Origin of the sequence: Candidatus Pantoea formicae (assembly GCF_011752625.1) — a bacterium.
Taxonomy (GTDB): domain Bacteria; phylum Pseudomonadota; class Gammaproteobacteria; order Enterobacterales; family Enterobacteriaceae; genus Pantoea; species Pantoea formicae.
In genome coordinates, this window is record NZ_VWXD01000012.1 from 96,036 (window position 1) to 115,907 (window position 19,872).

Genomic DNA, 19,872 nt, shown 5'->3' on the forward strand with positions numbered 1-19,872 from the left:
CATTCAAGATAGAAGCGGCGCGATTCATCGCACACACCTGAAGCTTGCAGATGGGCAATAAGCTGCGCCGCTAACGAATGTGCAGGGTGTGTTAATTGATATGCGCGCCGGACCCCCCCTCTTCGAGCGCTCCGTCTGCATCGGCAGGCAATACGATATAAACGCCCTCAAAGACCGCTCCTAGCTCATCGTTGCCGAACAGCTCCACTTCCATCTGTACACGCGCCTTACGACCCCGCGCCAGGCGATCGAGATCGCCACTCAATGAACCGAGATCGGCAATGGCGCCAGGGCGTCCGCTGATGGGCTTGCTGTAGCGAATATGCGCATCCGCCAGAATAATGGTGCCGCCGAGGTGACGCTCACGGAGCAACAGCCAAATCAGCCCCCAGCCCGTCAATGTCGCCAGGGAAAACAGGCTACCGGCGAAGAGCGTGTGGTGTGGATTCTGATTGCCGGTTTCCGGCATCGTCGTGACAAATTTTTGCCCGGTATACTGAAGGATACGCACACCCATCTTTTCGCTCAGCGGGATATGCTCGTACCAAGCCTGCTGCAGTTGCCCACACCAATCGGCGCGATGCAGGATGTCATCTAGCGTCACCACAGGCTTAATCATCAGGAAGTGGCGCACTGGCGTGGTTTGAGGCGCGGTGATTTCACCTTGATTGACGAAGCCCAGCTTGGCAAAGAACTCAACGGCATCTTCGCGTGCACTACAGGTGACGCGCTTCGCCCCTTCCTGACGCGCAACAGATTCCAGCGTCATCGCCACCAACGTGCCCAAGCCTTTGCCTTGCACGGAGGGATGAACGGCCAGAAAGCGGATCGCCGCTTCATTTTCTGCATTGATATAGAGACGGCCGATAGCGACGGGTTTGCCTTGCTCATCGACCACCATCTGATGATGCGCCAGTGCATCCCAGGCATCACGCTCGGAGCCCTGCGGCTGGCGTAGTGGTTTACGTAACATTTCCCAGCGGAACTGGTAATACATATCCAGCTCTTCCGCTGTTTGCGGCACACGAAGATGATACATAAAGTGATTCTCTCGTTCGGAGCTTGCGTGGCTGATCCCTGTCCGCTCGGCTAAATACCTCACACCTGCAACCAGAAGGTCACTGGGCCGTCATTAACCAGCGAGACCTGCATATTGGCAGCAAAACGACCGTTAGCCGTGGTCACACCCTGTGCCCGGCAGCGATCGCTGAAATAGTGATAAAGACGTTCGGCTTCAGCCGGTTCGGCACCGCCAGAAAAAGAAGGGCGCATACCTTTTTGTGTGTCCGCGGCCAGCGTAAATTGTGACACCACCAGCACGCTGCCGCCCGCCTGCTGCACGTTCAGATTCATCTTGTCGTTCTCATCACCGAAGATGCGATAGCCCAACACACGCTCAGTTAAGCGCTGTGCCTTTTGCTCGTCATCGCCCTTCTCAACACCCAATAACACCAGCAAACCAGCACCAATTTCGCCCACCGTCTCGTCATCAACCGTGACGCTGGCGCGACTGACGCGCTGAATTAAAGCAATCATGCACCCTCTCGTTCTTTTTCGCGTTCCTGCTGTTTTAGCTGACGATAATCGTCCAGCGTGACGGTAATTTCCGCACCTAACAACACAATACACCAGGTCCAGTAAACCCAAAGAAAGAGAATCGGGATTACCGCCAGAACGCCGTAAATTAACTGATACGAAGGGAACATCGTAACATAGAGCCCGAAAGCTTTTTTACCCAGCTCAAACAGTAGACCCGCGACTATCGCACCGATCAACGCATCGCGTGTGGGTACGCGACGTGTTGGCACAATGCTGTAAAGCAGCCAAAAGGTGAGGATGGAGAGCAGTAAGGGGAAAATGCGTAATACCTGATCGATCAGGCTGTTGACACCTGTGACGTTGATCCAGCGGAGTGATAACAAGTAAGAGCTAATAGCCAGACTGGCGCCCGCCAGCAAAGGGCCTAGCGTCAAAATCATCCAGTACACCGCAAATGAATACACCATCGGTCGCTGCTTATCACTGCGCCAGATAGTATTGAGTGCGCTGTCCACAGAGTGCATCAACAGCAGTGCTGTCGCGATCAGCCCCACGGCACCTACCGCGGTCATCTTATTCACGTTGCGAACAAACTGGTCGAGATAGCGCTGAATCACGTCACCCGCGGCAGGCATGAAGTTGCTAAAGATAAAGTGCTTAAGCTGCACACTGATGCCAGAAAACACCGGGAACGCAGCAAACAGCGCGAACACCACGGCAATCAGCGGCACCAGCGCCAGCAATGAGACGTAGGCCAGATTTCCGGCCTGCGTCGTCATATTGTCTTCATCTATGCGCCGCCACAGGAGCTTTACCCACAGAAAAAACGCATGCGCCGAATGGCGAAGATGGTTACGCGTCAGCACTCAGAGACGGCTCGCAAACCAGTTCGGCACGGTTTTATCATCTTCCACCAGCACGCTTTCAATACCCAGCGCACGGGCGGCCTCAATATTGGCGAGGTTATCGTCAAAGAACACCGCTTGATCGGCAGTGAAGCCTTCCTGTTCCAGCACAGATTGGTAGATACGCGCTTCCGGTTTCCGCATCCCCATATCCTGCGACATGTAAACGCGGTCGGCCGCTTGCTGCACTTCCGGATACTGCGTAGGCCAAAATTCAAAATGCAGTTGGTTCGTGTTGGACAGAATGACCACGCGCTCACCGTTATCACGTAGCTTATTCATGATCGCCAGCGTTTCCGGGCGTGTGCCGACAAACACCGCCTGCCAGCCCGCGGTAAATTGCGGATAGCTCAGTGCAATATCCAGTTGGTCACAAATGCGTGCCGCAAATTCAGGATCGCTGATTTCACCCCGCTCATGTTTCTCGAACGCTTCATCCATACGGAAACGACTCTGCAACGTCGCCAGCGGCACACGTCCCAGGTCACTCCAGACGCCGAGCACACGATTAAAATCGATATCAACAATCACATTGCCTAAATCAAAAATGTACAGCATGACGCCTCTCCTTTATGTTCCCTGGATCATTCACTCTAGCGGTAAAAGAGAGTGCTGAACAGGTACGATGAGGAGGAAATAAGCGATCTGGAAGCGGGGCCAAAGTTCGCGAAGTGAGCGTTGCAGCGGGTTGCAGGCAAAAAAAAGCCCCGCAGTGCGGGGCTTAATATCAGACTGTTTCGCTTACTCTTTACCGCCGCGAGACGCACGCTTACGGTCGTTCTCGGTCAGGTGACGTTTACGAATACGGACTGACTGCGGAGTCACTTCTACCAGTTCGTCATCATCGATGAACTCGATAGCCTGCTCCAGCGTCATTTTCTGTGGTGGAACCAGAGTGGTCGCTTCGTCAGTACCTGACGCACGCATGTTGGTCAGTTTCTTACCGGTCAGGCAGTTAACTGTCAGGTCGTTAGAACGGCTGTGAATACCGATGATCTGGCCTTCATATACTTCCGCGCCGTGACCCAGGAACAGCTTACCGCGATCCTGCAGGCTGAACAGTGCGAACGCGACTGCTTTACCTTGACCGTTAGAGATCAGAACGCCGTTCTGACGCTGGCCCACATCGCCCGGACGTACGTCGTCGTAGTGGCTGAAGGTGGAGTACAGCAGACCGGTACCTGAAGTCATGGTCATGAATTCGTTACGGAAGCCGATCAGGCCACGGCTTGGGATCATGTAGTCGAGACGTACACGGCCTTTGCCATCTGGATCCATGTTTTTCAGATCGCCTTTACGCTCACCCATCGCCTGCATCACAGAACCCTGGTGGGTTTCTTCGATGTCGAGGGTCACGTTTTCGAATGGCTCTTGTTTACGGCCTTCGAATTCGCGGAAGATAACTTTCGGACGGGATACCGCCAGTTCGAAACCTTCACGACGCATGTTCTCGATCAGAACAGACAAGTGCAGCTCACCACGACCAGACACACGGAAGGCGTCTGAATCTTCGGTTTCTTCAACGCGCAGTGCTACGTTGTGTACCAGCTCTTTGTTCAGACGCTCCAGGATCTGGCGCGAAGTCACATACTTACCTTCTTTACCGCAGAAAGGTGAAGTGTTGACGTTAAAGAACATGGTTACGGTTGGCTCATCAACGCTCAGTGCTGGCAGCGCTTCGACCTTCTGTGTGTCGCAGATGGTATCAGAGATGTTCAGCTCGCCCAGACCGGTCACAGCGATGATATCGCCTGCTTCAGCCTCGGCGCTCTCGATACGTTCCAGACCCAGGTGGCCCAGTACTTTACCGACTTTACCGTTACGGGTTTTGCCTTCGCTATCAATGATAGTGACTTGCTGGTTCGGCTTGATTTTACCGCGCTTAATGCGGCCAATGCCGATAACGCCCAAGTAGTTGTTGTAGTCCAGCTGCGAGATCTGCATCTGCAGTGGTGCTTCAACTTCAACCTGTGGTGGAGACACACGATCCACAATCGCCTGGTACAGCGGGGTCATGTCGTCTGCCATGTCGTTGTGGTCCAGACCTGCAATACCATTCAGCGCTGATGCATAAATGATAGGGAAGTCCAGCTGCTCGTCAGTCGCATCCAGGTTAACGAACAGGTCGAATACCTGATCAACAACCCAATCAGGACGCGCGCCCGGACGGTCAACTTTGTTGATAACTACAATCGGCTTCAAACCATGAGCAAAGGCTTTTTTGGTTACGAAGCGGGTTTGCGGCATAGGGCCATCCATCGCATCTACAACCAACAGCACCGAGTCCACCATGGACATAACACGTTCCACTTCACCACCGAAGTCGGCGTGTCCTGGGGTATCAACGATGTTGATACGGTAGTCGTTCCATTTGATGGCGGTGTTTTTTGCGAGGATGGTAATCCCACGCTCTTTCTCCAAATCGTTGGAGTCCATTACGCGCTCAGTCGCTTCGGTACGAGCATCAAAAGTACCGGACTGTTGCAGCAGCTTATCAACCAGGGTGGTCTTACCATGGTCAACGTGCGCGATGATGGCGATGTTACGCAAATTTTCGATCACAGCTTTGCCTCAGGCATTATAGAAATAACGCGGTATTGTACACGGATTAAGCGAAAGACTGAACATGATCACAGTATTCCCTTAAAGTTTCTCTTAGTGCTGTTTTTTAGCACCAATAACGGTGCATTAATCTGCACTGCGATGGTGTTTTGCACCTTTTTGGGGCGATATTTGATCTATGAAGCACCAAATCAGTGCGCTTCATCCATACTGGTGCAGTGACCGACTCACGAAAGAGCGCGTCACAGCGCCATTTTTACCATTGTAATAAAGTTGGCACAGAATTCGCTTTATATCTTTCAAGCGAAAACGACAGTTACACAACGGTTGAAAGAGCTTGCCGAGATCTTGGTTAGGGGTGGTCAGTAAGCGTGACACATTCCAGGCAACGAAGTTCTCTCACCATGACGATTATGACCATTTCCAGGAGAGTTTAAGTATGTCCGCTGAACACGTCCTCTCGATGATGAACGAGCACGAAGTTAAGTTTGTTGACCTGCGTTTTACCGATACCAAAGGTAAAGAACAGCACGTTACTATCCCTGCTCACCAGGTTAACGCTGACTTCTTCGAAGAAGGCAAAATGTTCGATGGCTCCTCCATCGGTGGCTGGAAAGGCATTAACGAATCAGACATGGTTCTGATGCCAGATTCGACCACTGCGGTTATGGATCCGTTCTTCGAAGATTCAACTCTGATCATCCGTTGTGACATTCTTGAGCCAGGCACACTGCAGGGCTACGATCGTGACCCACGCTCCATTGCTAAGCGTGCAGAAGAGTTCCTGCAGGCATCCGGCATCGCGGACACCGTACTGTTTGGCCCAGAGCCAGAGTTCTTCCTGTTCGACGACATCCGTTTCGGTTCTTCTACCTCAGGTTCACACGTGGCTATCGATGATATCGAAGCGTGCTGGAACACCGGTAAAGAATACGAAGGCGGTAACAAAGGTCACCGTCCAGGTCTGAAAGGCGGTTACTTCCCAGTTCCACCAGTCGACTCAGCTCAGGACATCCGTTCTGCTATGTGTCTGACCATGGAGCAGATGGGTCTGGTTGTTGAAGCCCATCACCACGAAGTAGCAACTGCTGGTCAGAACGAAGTGGCAACCCGCTTCAACACCATGACCAAAAAAGCTGACGAAATTCAGATTTACAAATATGTAGTGCACAACGTTGCGCACGCATACGGCAAAACTGCAACCTTCATGCCTAAGCCAATGTTCGGCGATAACGGTTCTGGTATGCACTGCCACATGTCTCTGTCAAAAGGCGGCGTGAACCTGTTCGCAGGTGATAAATACGGCGGCCTGTCTGAGACTGCACTGTTCTACATCGGTGGTGTTATCAAGCACGCTAAAGCAATCAACGCCTTGGCGAACCCAACCACCAACTCATACAAGCGTCTGGTTCCAGGCTACGAAGCACCGGTCATGCTGGCATACTCAGCACGTAACCGTTCAGCTTCTATCCGTATCCCAGTGGTTGCTAGCCCGAAAGCACGTCGTATCGAAGCGCGCTTCCCAGATCCAGCGGCTAACCCATACCTGGCGTTCACCGCACTGCTGATGGCAGGTCTTGATGGCATCATCAATAAGATCCACCCTGGCGATGCAATGGACAAAAACCTGTATGACCTGCCTCCGGAAGAAGAAGCTGAGATTCCAAAAGTTGCAGGTTCTCTGGAAGAAGCCCTGATCGCACTGGACGAAGACCGTGAGTTCCTGACCCGTGGTGGCGTGTTCACTGACGACGCTATCGATGCTTACATCGAACTGCGTAAGCCAGACGTTGACCGCGTGCGTATGACTCCGCACCCAGTTGAGTTTGAACTGTACTACAGCGTTTAATTAGCACTAAATATTCGCGAATTTTGTACCGCAGCAAGGCGGCAATCGAGTGAATCCCGAGGAGCTGAGATAACTCAGTGACTCGGGTGAACGAAAGCAGCCAACGCAGCTGGGGTGCAAAAGTCGCCGAAGATTTTATATTGCCGTGGAAACTTTGGCCCATCTTCGGATGGGCTTTTTTCTCCGCGCAAACACCGTTTGAACGACAGATTTCCGTCCTAAAAGGCTATAATGCACTAACTTGGTGCAGAGGAACGCTGTATGGCAACTGGCACGCTGCCCGATGCGGGGCAGATTCTTAACTCTCTAATCAACAGTATTTTGCTGGTCGATAACGATCTGGTTATCCATTATGCCAATCCGGCTGCACAGCAATTACTGGCGCAAAGCTCACGAAAATTATTCGGCACGCCATTACCGGAATTAACGGGTTATTTTTCGCTGAACATTGAGGTCATGAGCGAGAGTCTTGGAGCCGGCCAGGGCTTTACCGACAGCGAAGTGACTTTGGTCGTTGATGGTCGCGCACATATTATGTCGCTGACGGCACAACGTCTGCCTGATGGCCTTATTTTGCTGGAAATGGCGCCGATGGATAATCAACGTCGCCTGAGCCAGGAACAGCTGCAACATGCACAGCAGGTCGCCGCCCGAGATTTAGTCCGCGGACTGGCGCATGAAATTAAAAACCCGCTGGGGGGATTACGTGGCGCGGCGCAGTTACTGACCCGAGCCCTGCCCGACCCGTCGCTGCATGAATACACCCGCATCATCATTGAACAGGCAGACCGCCTGCGCAATCTGGTTGATCGCCTGCTCGGACCGCAACAACCTGGCATGCATGTCACACAAAGCATTCATCAGGTGGCCGAGCGTGTTGTCAATCTGGTCTCGATGGAATTACCGGAAAACGTCTCGCTGGTGCGTGATTACGACCCCAGCCTGCCGGAGTTGCCACACGATCCCGATCAGATTGAACAAGTGCTGCTCAACGTCGTTCGCAATGCACTACAGGCGCTGGGTGAAGAAGGCGGCACTATCGTGATCCGCACGCGTACGGCCTTTCAGCTCACGCTGCACGGCACGCGCTATCGCCTGGTGGCGCGCATTGATATTGAAGATGATGGCCCGGGCATTCCAGCCCAGTTACAAGACACGCTGTTTTATCCGATGGTCAGCGGACGCGAAGGTGGCACCGGTTTAGGCCTCTCCATCGCCCGCAGTCTGATCGATCAGCATTCGGGAAAAATAGAATTTAACAGTTGGCCAGGACACACCGAATTCTCGGTTTACCTGCCTATTCGCCAGTGAGGTTTCTATGCAACGAGGGATAGTCTGGATCGTCGATGACGATAGCTCCATCCGCTGGGTGCTTGAACGTGCGCTCACTGGAGCCGGTTTGAGCTGCGCAACATTTGACAGCGCGAATGAGGTGCTGGATGCACTCTCAAGTAAGACCCCAGATGTATTGTTATCGGATATTCGCATGCCAGGCATGGATGGACTGGCGCTGCTGAAACAGATTAAACAGCGTCATCCGATGCTGCCAGTGATCATCATGACCGCACACTCGGATTTAGATGCCGCCGTGAGTGCGTATCAGCAAGGTGCGTTTGATTATCTGCCAAAGCCGTTTGATATTGACGAAGCGGTCGCACTGGTGGAGCGCGCGATCAGTCATTACCAGGAACAGCAGCAACCGCGCAATCAGCCTGTTAGCGGCCCCACTACCGACATCATTGGTGAAGCGCCAGCGATGCAGGATGTGTTCCGTATCATTGGCCGTTTGTCGCGCTCCTCGATTAGCGTGCTGATTAACGGTGAGTCCGGCACGGGTAAAGAGTTGGTGGCGCACGCGTTGCACCGCCACAGCCCGCGCGCCAAATCACCGTTTATCGCCTTGAATATGGCGGCGATCCCGAAAGACCTGATTGAGTCTGAACTGTTCGGGCACGAAAAAGGGGCCTTTACCGGAGCCAATCAGATTCGTCAGGGTCGCTTCGAGCAAGCCGATGGCGGCACGCTGTTCCTCGACGAGATTGGTGATATGCCACTCGACGTGCAAACCCGCTTATTACGTGTGTTGGCCGATGGTCAATTTTATCGCGTGGGCGGCTATGCACCGGTGAAAGTGGATGTGCGAATCATCGCAGCAACCCACCAAAACCTTGAGCTGCGCGTACAGGAAGGCAAATTCCGTGAGGATTTGTTCCACCGCCTAAACGTGATTCGTGTGCATCTTCCGCCGTTGCGTGAACGTCGTGAAGACATTCCGCGTTTGGCTCGCTACTTCCTGCAAGTGGCAGCGCGTGAACTGGGCGTTGAAGCGAAGATTTTGCATCCGGAAACCGAAACTGCGCTAACGCGCTTGCATTGGTCCGGTAACGTGCGTCAGCTGGAAAACACCTGCCGTTGGCTAACGGTGATGGCTGCGGGCCAGGAAGTATTGATACAGGATCTGCCGCCGGAGCTGTTTGAAACCAGCACCGCTGACAATCCGGTTCAATCATTGCCGGATAGCTGGGCCACGCTGTTGGCGCAATGGGCGGATCGCGCGTTGCGTTCCGGTCATCAAAACTTGCTTTCTGAAGCACAGCCCGAAATGGAACGCACGCTGCTGACGACCGCACTGCGTCATACTCAAGGGCACAAGCAAGAAGCCGCACGTTTACTCGGCTGGGGCCGCAATACCCTGACGCGTAAATTGAAAGAGCTTGGCATGGAATAAGTGAACAGGGGGAGCGGATGCTCCCCTTCTTATATCACGCGGGAAAATTGCTGCTGGCGTACCCTCTGGCGCAGATAGCGATCGAAGCACATACAGATATTGCGGATCAGCAAGCGTCCGACACCTGTTACCTGCAAACTGCGATCTCGCTGCTCAAGCAAACCATCTGCCATCAGCGGTGCTAAGAGTGCCAAATCCTCTGAAAAATAGGCCTCAAACTCCACTGACCATCGCGCTTCGATTGTCGAAAAATCCAGTGAGAAATGACAAATCAGCGCCTTAATCACCTCACGACGCAGGCAGTCATCTTCACTTAACGTAAGCCCACGCCATAACGCATTGCCGCGCTGCTCCACATCGCCGTAATACGCCTTCAACTCTTTCTGATTCTGCGCATAGCTATCACCCAGCATGCTAATGGCTGATACGCCAAAACCGAGCAGATCGCTCTCTCCCTGCGTGGTGTAACCCTGGAAGTTACGATGCAGAACCCCGTCACGCTGCGCCACTGCCAACTCATCCTGTGGCTTGGCGAAGTGATCCATTCCAATGAACTGGTAGCCTGCACCGGTTAACGTTGCGATGGTTTGTTGCAGGATGAGCAGCTTCTGTGCCGCATTTGGCAACTCGTCATCTTTGATCTTACGTTGTGCCGCAAACAGCGTGGGCATATGCGCGTAGTTGAATACGCTGAGGCGATCGGGGTTCAATGCAATCACCCTCTGTAGGGTGAAGGCAAAGCTTTCAGGCGTCTGCAACGGCAGGCCGTAGATCAGATCAAGGCTTATGGAGCGAAAGCCTTGGGCACGTGCCCGCTGTACCAGCGCGAAGATGGTGTCTTCGTCCTGCACGCGATTGACGCGTTCCTGTACGGCTTTATTAAAGTCCTGCACGCCCATGCTGATACGATTAAAACCCTCTGCGCGAAGATGATCGATCATCTCCAGCTCAATTTCGCGGGGATCGACCTCGATCGACATTTCAGCATCTTCAGTGATAGAAAAATGGCTGCGTAGCAGCGCCACCAGCCGACTGATTTGAACGGAATTCAGGAATGTTGGCGTACCCCCGCCCCAATGCAGCTGCGTCACGCGGCGACCCGCAAATTGGGGAGCTCGCTGACGGATCTCCTGCTCCAGCACATCAAGATAGCGATCGGCTTTGTGGAGCTGGCGCGTCACAATCTTATTGCAGCCGCAGAAGTAGCACAGACGATGGCAGAAGGGAATGTGTACATAGAGCGACAGGGAACGCTCAGGGTAGCGTTCAACCGCAGCGCGAAAATCGACCTCACCAAAGTTCTCATCGAACTCTAGTGCGGTAGGATACGAGGTGTAGCGCGGGCCCGCATAATTGTATTTTTCAACGAGCGGCTGATCCCATTCAATCTGCTGCGATGACATGCTCACTCCTTAGGGTGACGTCGTCTGAGAGAGGGTCGCGTAGCAGAAGAGTGGATGAAGCGATGTGCCGTACGCCGGCGTAAACGCGACTTCAGACGCGACAGGCGACGTAGTTTAAACAATAACCACAGGAGATAACATGTCAGTAGCAGCGCTAAAATTGATCCAGGCCAAAGCATAGGCAAATACCTGTTTAGCGCGGCATGCACAAAAGCACATGCCGATCAAAATAGACGTTTAGTTGCCTTTCAGCAGACGCATCATATCTTCTTCAGCCTGCTCATCTTCAGCTTCGTCGTCGAGCGCGATGCCGAGGGTTTCCATCAGCTCGTCGATGCGATCCAGCGTTTGATCCAGCCAGGCTTGATCTTCACCGCTCAGCGTCTCGCCGTTCTCCAGGCGATCCAGCAGCGTATCAAGACGCTCGTCGTTTTCCAGCTTAGCCAGCTCTTCCTGCGGGCTTAAGCGAACTTTTTCCGCTTTCGGCTTGGCTTTGACCGCGGGTTTCTTCTCTGGCTGGGTTTTGCCATCGGCCACCAGCGCAATCGGCTTTTTGCTGCCTACACGTGGGTCCTGGCTTTTTTTACCCTGTCCTTTCTGCGCGGCTTGCGCTTCTGGATTCGCGCGGCTGCCCGCTTTATGGCCGCTGTGCTTTTTATCGCGTTTACGATCGCGTGCTTCCTGATTCAGTTCTTCACGCGATTTGCGTTTGGTTTTAGCAGCAGGTTTGCCACGCTGGGCTTGTGCAGGTTGCTTCATGGTGTCCGGTCTCAGTCATGCTCAGTGAATTCAGTATAGAATTGCGGCGAAATCTAGCAGAAAGCGGGCAAAGAAAAAAGGCGACAGCCTATGCTATCGCCTTATTTCGCACCTTCTTATGAAGGAATGACGTTATATATCCTTTACGGCTCACAACGTCCCGGTTGCTCCTTCGCCCAATCGCTCCTGCGATGACTCCTTATCCCTGTCCGACTCTTTCCTGAATCGTATCCTGCCATGCTCATGGTCATCCTCGACGCTCCTGAGCGCATCATCCTGATGGGTGCCGCCGTGCACTGACACCAAATGTAGACCAACCAGTAAAATGAACAAGTGGGACTTGTCTCTAATTTAGAATGGTATTTTTCAATTTTTTATTAATGCATTGAAATTTAATAATAAAAAATAAAATGAACATTGTATTAAAGGGTAATGACTGGCAGTAGTAATCGTCGATCTCTTACAAAATAGCGCGTTAAGACGCCATCGGGTACTTTTGCGCCATAACAGGTATAATCAGCTCAATTGATCGAATCACTCTGCTGGAGTTCTACTTTGTCTGCTTTGAATTATCACATGACCCATTTCGTGCTCAGCGCCCCAGATATTCGCCATTTACCGGCGGATGTGGGCATTGAGGTCGCCTTTGCCGGGCGCTCTAACGCAGGCAAATCCAGCGCGTTGAATACCATCACCAACCAGAAAAGCCTTGCGCGTACCAGTAAAACGCCTGGCCGTACTCAGCTCATCAACCTGTTTCAGGTTGTTGAGGGGAAAACCCTGGTCGATTTACCGGGCTATGGTTACGCCGAAGTTCCCGAAGAGATGAAGCGCAAATGGCAGCGTGCACTGTCTGAATATTTGCAGAAACGTCAGGCATTGAAAGGCTTGGTGGTGCTGATGGATATCCGCCATCCACTGAAAGACCTCGATCAAAATATGATTGAGTGGGCAGTACAGAGCGGCATTCCGGTGCTGGTGCTGTTAACGAAGGCAGATAAATTGGCTTCGGGTGCGCGTAAAGCCCAGTTGAATATGGTGCGTGAAGCCGCACTCGGATTTATGGGCGATGTGCAGGTAGAGATGTTCTCATCGCTGAAAAAGCTGGGCGTTGATGTCGTTCGCCGCAAACTGGACACCTGGTTCAGCGAGCTGGAACCGGCACAAGAAGGTGAGGAAGAAACGCCATCTTCGTGATGTGAAAAGCGGGTTTAAGCCCGCTTTTTCAGAAAAAGCCCAATAAAAAACGCCCCAGTCATAAATGACTGGGGCGGCTAAATATTCAGCCAAATCCGATTACGTGAAGTAAAAGGTCTGAAAGATAGAACATCTTACCTCTGTACCCTACGCGATGAACTTTACCTGATTTTTCCTGACCAACAAAGGTTTTTTTGTTGTTAAGTTTCAGGAAACGACATCTTTTTTACCAAGTACGTCACACTTTGACTCATGGCATGTAGTTTAATTACTAAAAAAATGCTTAGGCTATAGAGAGTTACAAAACGCGTATTTAACCAGCGGCTTTGACAGGTTGCTGAACCGATTAAGTAAACTTTTTTCTTATGACGACATCGGCGACCTGGATAAGCCGCCGATAGTGCCTTATCAGTGCGCCTGATCCCAGTTATCGCCCATACCGACTTCAACCTGCAGCGGTACATCTAACTTCATGCTGCTTTCCATTAGTTGGCGGATTTTGGCACTGGCGCTCTCTACCACATCATTGTGAATCTCAAACACCAATTCATCGTGTACCTGCATGATCATCTTCACCGCATCGTCTTGCTGCTGCAGTAACCAGCCATCCACGGCAATCATGGCACGTTTGATAATGTCTGCTGCTGTACCTTGCATTGGGGCATTGATCGCCGCGCGCTCGGCCGCTTTACGACGAATGGCGTTGCTGGAGTTGATGTCTGGCAACCACAAGCGGCGGCCATCCAGCGTTTCAACGTAACCCTTCTCAGCAGCCTGCGCGCGAGTCTCTTCCATATAACGCAACACACCCGGATAGCGTTCAAAGTAGAGATCCATATACTTTTTCGCTTCTCCTGCACCGATATTCAACTGGCGCGACAAACCAAACGCACTCATCCCGTAAATCAGGCCGAAGTTTATGGCCTTGGCGCTGCGGCGCTGCTCGCTTGAGACTTTGCTCAGCGCGACACCAAAGACTTCTGACGCCGTCGCGCGGTGAATATCTTCACCTTGGGCAAAGGCGTCCAACAAACCTTTGTCCTGCGACAGGTGTGCCATGATACGCAGTTCAATTTGCGAGTAGTCAGCAGCAACAATGCGCTTATCAGCACCCGCAATAAACGCCTGACGAATACGGCGCCCTTCATCATTACGTACCGGAATATTTTGCAAGTTCGGATCGGTGGACGAGAGTCGCCCGGTTGCCGTTACGGCCTGATGATAAGACGTGTGTACGCGACCCGTAATCGGATTGATCATCAGTGGCAGTTTATCGGTATACGTCGATTTCAGCTTCGACAGACCGCGATGCTCCAGAATAACTTTTGGCAGTGGATAGTCGAGTGCCAGCTCAGCCAGCACTTCTTCACTGGTAGACGGCGCACCGCCTGGCGTTTTCTTAGTAGGCTTAATCCCCTGCTTTTCAAACAGAATGGTTTGCAGCTGTTTAGTAGACGAGAGGTTAAAGGGTTCCCCCGCTAACTCGTGTGCTTTCAGCTCAAGTTCAGCCAGGCGAGTCGTTAACTCCTGCGAGTGCTTCGCCAGAATATTTTGATCGATTAACACGCCATTACGTTCTACGCGTGAAATGACCGTGACCAGTGGAATTTCAATATCTGTGAAGACCTGCTTCGGACCCGCTTCCTGTTCCAGTTTTGGCCACATTTGCAGATGTAGTTGCAGGGTGACATCAGCATCTTCCGCGGCGTAGTGAGCAGCCTGCTCAATAGCAATCTGGTTGAAGGTCAGCTGATTTTTACCTTTTCCCGCGATCTCTTCGAAAGTGACCGTTTTATGATTGAGCCAACGCGCTGCGAGGCTATCCATATCATGCTTACCGCCGACGCTGTTCAGGCAGTATGATTCCAGCATGGTGTCGAATTTTATGCCGTTCAGCTCAATATCGTAGTTCTTCAGCACACCACGGTCGTATTTGAGGTTTTGCCCCACTTTCGCCGCTTTGGCATCTTCCAATAAAGGTTTGAGCCGTTTTAGTACTTCATTACGATCTAACTGGTCTGGCGCATCCAGATAGTCATGGCCCACAGGAAGATAAGCAGCCTCACCCGGTGCGGTGGCAAAGGAAAGACCAATGATATTCGCGCTCCACGAATCCAAAGAATCTGTTTCGAGATCGAAGGCAAACAACTCCGCTTTTTTCAGCTTCTGCAGCCATTCGCTAAAGGTTGCCTCATCAAGAATGGTGACGTAACCGTCTGATGACAGCACGCTGGCTGCTTCAACAGCCTCAACCGCAGGTTCACTAGCCAGCGATTTCTGCGCCTGCACGTTGCTCTTTTTGCCCTGCAGCCAAGTGCCGTCCTGTAAATCGCTGATCCAACGTTTAAATTCATAGCGGCCGAAGAGATTTTGCAGTTTTTCAACGTCCGGCTCGTTGACGGTGAGTTGCTCACAACCCAGTTCCAGTTCAACGTCAGTTTTAATGGTCGCCAGCTGATAGGACAGGAATGCGACCTCACGGTTTTGCTCCAGCTTCGCTGCCATGGTTTTCGCGCCACGGAACGAGAGGTCAGCGACTTTTTCCAGGTTATCGTAGATGGACTGCATGCCGCCCAAGCCCTGCAACAGGGCCTGCGCGGTTTTCTCTCCCACGCCTGGCACGCCAGGAATGTTATCCGAGCTATCGCCCATCATGGCGAGGAAATCGATAATCAATGAAGGAGGTACGCCATACTTCTGCTCAACCTCTTCCGGGCCTAGTACCGTATTGGTCATGGTGTTGATCAGCGTAATGCCTGGCGTAACCAACTGTGCCATGTCTTTATCACCGGTACTGATCAGGACCGCTCGGCCCTGTTTCTCAGCTTCCAGCGCCAGCGTGCCAATAACGTCATCCGCTTCAACGCCGGTGACCGCTAATAATGGCAGCCCCATCGCTTTTACCATCTCATGCAAGGGCTCAATCTGCGCACGCAGATCATCAGGCATGGGTGGGCGATGGGATTTGTAATGCTCGAATAGCTCATCCCTGAAGGTTTTTCCTTTTGCATCGAAGACCACAGCCACATGGCTTGGCTGATACTGCATCAACAAGCTCTTCAGCATGTTGAGCACACCATACATGGCGCCTGTTGGCTCGCCAGCACTGTTCGTCAGCGGCGGAAAGGCATGATACGCCCGGTAGAGATAGGAGGATCCGTCTACCAGAATCAGGGGATTTTCTGCAATTTGCGCCATAGGTTCGTATTTTCTTCGTTGCGATAATCAGGGGTATAAGGATGCCACATCCAGAGAAGAATGTTGAATCCGTACGGGGAAGTGAGGATCTTTTTCACTGTTACGCGGCACGGATCGCAGGGATCAGATTGTGGATAAGTTTGTGCGTAAAAATCATAACGTATTGTTATTTACGTTAATTGCAATCATTTTACTTATAAAAGTTCTTTTTATTCAATGAACTATAAACTTACCGTGATGCGTAGCCGCTTTTTGAAAAGGGGATCGTCCATGTGGATATTAAGCAGAGGCTGTACAGGAATATCATTTGTGCGACAAGATAAATGCAACAAAAACGCCGACATTGTCGGCGTTTAACTGAGCTGAATTATTTCTTCTCAACCAGGAATTTCACTACGTTGGCATAATCGGCAACGAAATTGTCCATGGAGCTGGTATCCAGACCACCATTATTAACCATATATTTGCCGTTAACGAAGATCGCTGGCACGCCTTGCAGATTCAGATCTGAAGCCGCTTTCTGCTGCTGTGCGACCAGAGCTTTAACTGCAAAGCTGTTCCATGCCGCATCATAATCTTCAGAAGAGATGCCCGCAGCCTGGATGAAGGCCGCCTTCAGGCTTGCCGCATCAGTGATGGTTTGGGTTTTCTGGATGCCATCGAAAATTGTTGTAGTCACTTTGCTTTCGACACCGAGCGCCATCGCCACGGCCCATGCCTGAGTCACTACCGGACCGAAATCACCACCAAGGAAATCAACGTGGTACTTAGTGACTTTGGTATCCGCTGGCAGGTTCTTTTTCACTGCATCGCTCACGTGATAAACGCGTTCGAACTGGTAGCAGTGCGGACAGAAGAAGGAGAAAAACTCCAGCACCTGTGGCTCACCGGCAACGGGCTTAGGCAACGTGACGTATTGTTTGCCGTCATCAAATTGTGCCGCTGAAGCGCCAAATGCCAGCATTAATCCTACCAGCGCAAACATAATCTTTTTCATCGTGAAAAAATCTCCTGAGTACATCATTAAAATTGCGGGCTAAGCTGCAACGGAGGTTGGTGTAACAGCTTCTCCTGCTCGATAAATAGTGCAATTTGTCGGCGCCAGAAATCCTCATCGGTCATCCACGGAAAGGCGCGCGGAAAAGCGGGATCCTGCCAGCGGCGTACCACCCAAGCCAAATAATAAACCATGCGCATAGCGCGTAAAGGCTCAATCAGTGACAATTCATTTAAATCGAAATCACTGAATTCATTGTAAGCTTCTAACAGAATGTCCCATTGGATCAGTTGTTCCTGACGATCGCCATTCACCAGCATCCACAAATCCTGTACCGCAGGACCATTACGCGCATCATCAAGATCGACAAACATGGGGCCATCTCGCCACAAAATATTGCCTGGATGACAGTCACCGTGCAGCCTGAGCGGCTGCCATCGGCTATGCCAGCATTGCTGTAGTGTGTCACTGAGTTTATCAACAGCATTCAGCAATGCGTCTTTTAACGCACCGGGTACCAGTGTGTTTTGCTCCAGTTCACGGCGAGGTTGAAACACGTACTCATCCAGACCGAACGTGGGGCGTTCTTGAAACAGACTCTGACGACCCGTTTGATGGATGCGTCCCAGAAAACGGCCAACCCACTCCATCTGCTCTTCATTGTCGGTTTCATATTGCCGCCCGCCCAAGCTCGGGAAAACGGCAAACATAAATCCGGCATGATGATTTAACGTGCTGCCTTGCAGTGTCATTGGCGCAGCCACTGGGACCTCATCAGTCAGCAGGTCATGCGTAAACTGATGTTCTTCAATAATTTGCTGCGCACTCCAACGCTGTGGTCGATAAAACTTGGCCACATAGCGACGCTTATCATCATCACTGAACTGATAGACACGGTTTTCGTAGCTATTGAGGGCGGTTAAGCCAGATTCGACACGCAGACCCGCATCCCAAAGTGCATCCAGGATGACATCGGGGTCCAGCGTCTGGAAAGTAAAGGCGGCTTCGCTCATCATTTTGCCTGTGTGTTACCGTTGCAAGGAATGCGCAAGGATAACACTACTCATCATCCTTAATCACACCGCGTGCACGTAATAGCGCAGTTTTGAAGTCCACTTCATAATCCTTTTTCAGTCCGGGAATTTCAGCATGGCCATCGGCATCACGCATCTTGAGATGGTAAATCAATACATCATCTGTTAATTCACTTAATGGGCCACTGAAACCGGATTCCTGCGCCAGTTTTTGTAAAAATGCCAGCAGGTTAAGATCGGACTCCTTTTGCCATGCTGGTTGCAGGAGTTCGAGGAGTTCATTAAGTCGGTGATATTTCATCATTGATTCCTTTATGCAGGTGGTACGCTGCGCTGATGCAAGTATCGTCCAGAATGAATAAGGAGACGAAAATGACAGCATTTACCGGCGTGATTCTCGCAGGTGGGCAAGGCAGTCGTATGGGAGGCCAGGATAAAGGGCTGCTGGAGCTGCAGGGCAAACCGCTTTATCAGCACGTTCTGCAGCGATTGGTGCCGCAGGTCAATATTGTGTTGATAAGCGCAAACCGTAACATTGATCGTTATCAGGCTAGCGGTTGTCAGGTCGTTACCGATTCGATGCCAGATTATCCTGGACCGCTGGCTGGCATATTAAGTGGTTTACAGCACAGTAAAACCGAGTGGGTCGCCTTTTGTGCCTGTGATACGCCCTGGTTGCCGGAGGACTTCGTTGCACGATTATGGCAGCAGCGCGGTGAGGCACCTGCGGTGTGGGTACGATCAACGCAGCGTGATCATCCTGCATTGGCACTGGTCAATCGATCACTGTCCGATGATCTTGAAGCCTGGCTGCTACGCGGCGAGCGGCGTTTAATGCAGTTTTTACGTGAACACGGTGGGCATGCGGTGACCTTCGCGGATCCTGAGTCTGCGTTTCGCAATATTAATACGCCAGACGATTTGGTTGATGAGGAGAGGCAGTGATGGGCGTGCCATTGCTGGCGATCGTCGCGTGGAGCGGCACCGGTAAAACCACTTTGCTGCAGCAGGTGATTCCTCTGCTTAAGGCGCGTGGCATCCGCACTGGATTAATCAAACATACTCATCATCAAATGGATATCGATACGCCGGGAAAAGACAGCTATCTGCTGCGAAAGGCGGGTGCCGATCAGGTAATCGTGGCCAGTCATCAGCGCTGGGCACTGATGTGCGAGACCCCTGATAAGCCGTTGGATTTGGCGGATCTGGCCGCGCGGATGGACTATTCTGCGCTGGATCTGGTGCTGGTGGAAGGCTTTAAAGATGAACCTGTAGCTAAAATTGCGCTGTGGCGGCGTGGTGTCAAAGGTGAAGTGGCTGATTTACTGGACGAACACGTTATTGCGCTGGTCAGCGATGAGAATTTAACGATCGACCTCCCACTTCTCGATATTAATCAGCCGGTTAAGATTGCTGATTTTATCGAAAACTGGCTGAGATAAAGCCAGTAGCCAGGGGGTTTTATGATCGTCTGGCTAAACTTCACACGTCAGTTTCAGGCGTAAAACAATCCTGATTTCGCCGATCTGCAGACGTAAAAAAACCCTGAACTTTCGTTCAGGGTTTCTTCACTTAATTGATGCCTGGCAGTTCCCTACTCTCGCATGGGGAGGCCCCACACTACCATCGGCGCTACGGCGTTTCACTTCTGAGTTCGGCATGGGGTCAGGTGGGACCACCGCGCTAAAGCCGCCAGGCAAA

General features: G+C 51.8%; 18 protein-coding genes and 1 rRNA gene. 6 read left to right on the forward strand and 13 right to left on the reverse strand.

Annotated features, from left to right (window positions below; translation table 11 throughout):
• Positions 1-91: 91 nt before the first annotated feature.
• From fabY to typA, 5 genes are all read right to left on the reverse strand, one after another.
• Positions 92-1,039 carry a fatty acid biosynthesis protein FabY gene (fabY, locus tag F3J38_RS23540; protein ID WP_167142751.1) on the reverse strand — a complete coding sequence of 316 codons (948 nt, stop codon included), beginning with the start codon at positions 1,037-1,039 and terminating at the stop codon, positions 92-94.
• Positions 1,040-1,098: 59 nt separating this feature from the next.
• Positions 1,099-1,536 carry a D-aminoacyl-tRNA deacylase gene (dtd, locus tag F3J38_RS23545; RefSeq protein WP_167142754.1) on the reverse strand — a complete coding sequence of 146 codons (438 nt, stop codon included), beginning with the start codon at positions 1,534-1,536 and terminating at the stop codon, positions 1,099-1,101.
• Positions 1,533-2,405 carry a virulence factor BrkB family protein gene (locus F3J38_RS23550; protein WP_167142757.1) on the reverse strand — a complete coding sequence of 291 codons (873 nt, stop codon included), beginning with the start codon at positions 2,403-2,405 and terminating at the stop codon, positions 1,533-1,535. The genes dtd and F3J38_RS23550 overlap by 4 nt, the downstream gene beginning before the upstream one ends.
• Positions 2,406-3,002 (reverse strand): glucose-1-phosphatase, encoded by a 597-nt coding sequence (yihX, locus tag F3J38_RS23555; RefSeq protein ID WP_167142760.1) that lies wholly within the window; start codon positions 3,000-3,002, stop codon positions 2,406-2,408.
• A gap of 183 nt (positions 3,003-3,185) precedes the next feature.
• A complete protein-coding gene (gene typA, locus F3J38_RS23560) occupies positions 3,186-5,006 on the reverse strand; it encodes a ribosome-dependent GTPase TypA (RefSeq protein WP_166935480.1) in 1,821 nt (606 codons plus the stop codon).
• A 439-nt stretch (positions 5,007-5,445) separates the two neighbouring features.
• Here typA and glnA point away from each other — a divergent pair, with 439 nt between their 5' ends.
• From glnA to glnG, 3 genes are all read left to right on the forward strand, one after another.
• Positions 5,446-6,855: a glutamate--ammonia ligase gene (gene glnA, locus F3J38_RS23565; protein WP_167142762.1), complete on the forward strand. Its 1,410-nt coding sequence runs from the start codon at positions 5,446-5,448 to the stop codon at positions 6,853-6,855.
• A 261-nt stretch (positions 6,856-7,116) separates the two neighbouring features.
• Positions 7,117-8,166 carry a nitrogen regulation protein NR(II) gene (gene glnL, locus F3J38_RS23570; protein WP_167142765.1) on the forward strand — a complete coding sequence of 350 codons (1,050 nt, stop codon included), beginning with the start codon at positions 7,117-7,119 and terminating at the stop codon, positions 8,164-8,166.
• A gap of 7 nt (positions 8,167-8,173) precedes the next feature.
• Positions 8,174-9,583 carry a nitrogen regulation protein NR(I) gene (gene glnG, locus F3J38_RS23575; RefSeq protein ID WP_167142768.1) on the forward strand — a complete coding sequence of 470 codons (1,410 nt, stop codon included), beginning with the start codon at positions 8,174-8,176 and terminating at the stop codon, positions 9,581-9,583.
• Positions 9,584-9,612: 29 nt separating this feature from the next.
• Here glnG and hemN read toward each other — a convergent pair whose 3' ends face one another.
• Together hemN and yihI are read right to left on the reverse strand one after the other, a co-directional pair.
• The gene (gene hemN, locus F3J38_RS23580; protein ID WP_167142771.1) at positions 9,613-10,986 is read right to left on the reverse strand and encodes an oxygen-independent coproporphyrinogen III oxidase; all 1,374 of its coding nucleotides are present in this window, start codon (positions 10,984-10,986) and stop codon (positions 9,613-9,615) included.
• Between the two features lie 237 nt (positions 10,987-11,223).
• A complete protein-coding gene (gene yihI, locus F3J38_RS23585; protein WP_167142774.1) occupies positions 11,224-11,745 on the reverse strand; it encodes a Der GTPase-activating protein YihI in 522 nt (173 codons plus the stop codon).
• A gap of 555 nt (positions 11,746-12,300) precedes the next feature.
• On the opposite strand from yihI, the gene yihA reads away from it, so the two are divergent.
• Complete coding sequence (yihA, locus tag F3J38_RS23590) at positions 12,301-12,942, forward strand: ribosome biogenesis GTP-binding protein YihA/YsxC (RefSeq protein ID WP_167142777.1); 642 nt, start codon at positions 12,301-12,303, stop codon at positions 12,940-12,942.
• Between the two features lie 85 nt (positions 12,943-13,027).
• Here the strand turns inward: yihA and spfP are convergent, their stop codons facing one another.
• The 5 genes from spfP to F3J38_RS23610 form a co-directional block, all read right to left on the reverse strand.
• Entirely contained in the window at positions 13,028-13,075 is a 48-nt protein-coding gene (spfP, locus tag F3J38_RS28500) for a small protein SpfP (protein ID WP_071892919.1), read from the reverse strand.
• A 275-nt stretch (positions 13,076-13,350) separates the two neighbouring features.
• Positions 13,351-16,140 (reverse strand): DNA polymerase I, encoded by a 2,790-nt coding sequence (polA, locus tag F3J38_RS23595; RefSeq protein ID WP_167142781.1) that lies wholly within the window; start codon positions 16,138-16,140, stop codon positions 13,351-13,353.
• Positions 16,141-16,507: 367 nt separating this feature from the next.
• The gene (gene dsbA, locus F3J38_RS23600) at positions 16,508-17,137 is read right to left on the reverse strand and encodes a thiol:disulfide interchange protein DsbA (protein WP_167142784.1); all 630 of its coding nucleotides are present in this window, start codon (positions 17,135-17,137) and stop codon (positions 16,508-16,510) included.
• A gap of 26 nt (positions 17,138-17,163) precedes the next feature.
• Positions 17,164-18,150, reverse strand: coding sequence for a serine/threonine protein kinase (locus F3J38_RS23605; RefSeq protein WP_167142805.1), 987 nt, complete (start codon positions 18,148-18,150; stop codon positions 17,164-17,166).
• Positions 18,151-18,196: 46 nt separating this feature from the next.
• The gene (locus F3J38_RS23610; protein ID WP_084935705.1) at positions 18,197-18,472 is read right to left on the reverse strand and encodes a YihD family protein; all 276 of its coding nucleotides are present in this window, start codon (positions 18,470-18,472) and stop codon (positions 18,197-18,199) included.
• A gap of 71 nt (positions 18,473-18,543) precedes the next feature.
• Between F3J38_RS23610 and mobA the strand changes: the two genes are divergently transcribed.
• On the forward strand, positions 18,544-19,116 hold the full coding sequence (gene mobA, locus F3J38_RS23615; RefSeq protein WP_167142786.1) for a molybdenum cofactor guanylyltransferase MobA: 573 nt from the start codon (positions 18,544-18,546) through the stop codon (positions 19,114-19,116).
• Positions 19,116-19,613 (forward strand): molybdopterin-guanine dinucleotide biosynthesis protein MobB, encoded by a 498-nt coding sequence (gene mobB, locus F3J38_RS23620; protein WP_167142788.1) that lies wholly within the window; start codon positions 19,116-19,118, stop codon positions 19,611-19,613. Before mobA ends, mobB begins: the two co-directional genes overlap by 1 nt.
• 139 nt (positions 19,614-19,752) lie before the next feature.
• Here the strand turns inward: mobB and rrf are convergent.
• Positions 19,753-19,868 (reverse strand): 5S ribosomal RNA (gene rrf, locus F3J38_RS23625).
• Between the last annotated feature and the right edge of the window lie 4 nt (positions 19,869-19,872).

Excerpts from the sequence above, each read along its gene's own strand:
- fabY (WP_167142751.1), bottom strand. The coding sequence starts at position 1,039 with ATGTATCATCTTCGTGTGCCGCAAACAGCGGAAGAGCTGGATATGTAT.
- dtd (WP_167142754.1), bottom strand. The coding sequence starts at position 1,536 with ATGATTGCTTTAATTCAGCGCGTCAGTCGCGCCAGCGTCACGGTTGAT.
- yihX (WP_167142760.1), bottom strand. The coding sequence starts at position 3,002 with ATGCTGTACATTTTTGATTTAGGCAATGTGATTGTTGATATCGATTTT.
- glnA (WP_167142762.1), top strand. The coding sequence starts at position 5,446 with ATGTCCGCTGAACACGTCCTCTCGATGATGAACGAGCACGAAGTTAAG.
- glnL (WP_167142765.1), top strand. The coding sequence starts at position 7,117 with ATGGCAACTGGCACGCTGCCCGATGCGGGGCAGATTCTTAACTCTCTA.
- glnG (WP_167142768.1), top strand. The coding sequence starts at position 8,174 with ATGCAACGAGGGATAGTCTGGATCGTCGATGACGATAGCTCCATCCGC.
- hemN (WP_167142771.1), bottom strand. The coding sequence starts at position 10,986 with ATGTCATCGCAGCAGATTGAATGGGATCAGCCGCTCGTTGAAAAATAC.
- yihI (WP_167142774.1), bottom strand. The coding sequence starts at position 11,745 with ATGAAGCAACCTGCACAAGCCCAGCGTGGCAAACCTGCTGCTAAAACC.
- polA (WP_167142781.1), bottom strand. The coding sequence starts at position 16,140 with ATGGCGCAAATTGCAGAAAATCCCCTGATTCTGGTAGACGGATCCTCC.
- dsbA (WP_167142784.1), bottom strand. The coding sequence starts at position 17,137 with ATGAAAAAGATTATGTTTGCGCTGGTAGGATTAATGCTGGCATTTGGC.
- F3J38_RS23605 (WP_167142805.1), bottom strand. The coding sequence starts at position 18,150 with ATGAGCGAAGCCGCCTTTACTTTCCAGACGCTGGACCCCGATGTCATC.
- F3J38_RS23610 (WP_084935705.1), bottom strand. The coding sequence starts at position 18,472 with ATGAAATATCACCGACTTAATGAACTCCTCGAACTCCTGCAACCAGCA.
- mobA (WP_167142786.1), top strand. The coding sequence starts at position 18,544 with ATGACAGCATTTACCGGCGTGATTCTCGCAGGTGGGCAAGGCAGTCGT.
- mobB (WP_167142788.1), top strand. The coding sequence starts at position 19,116 with ATGGGCGTGCCATTGCTGGCGATCGTCGCGTGGAGCGGCACCGGTAAA.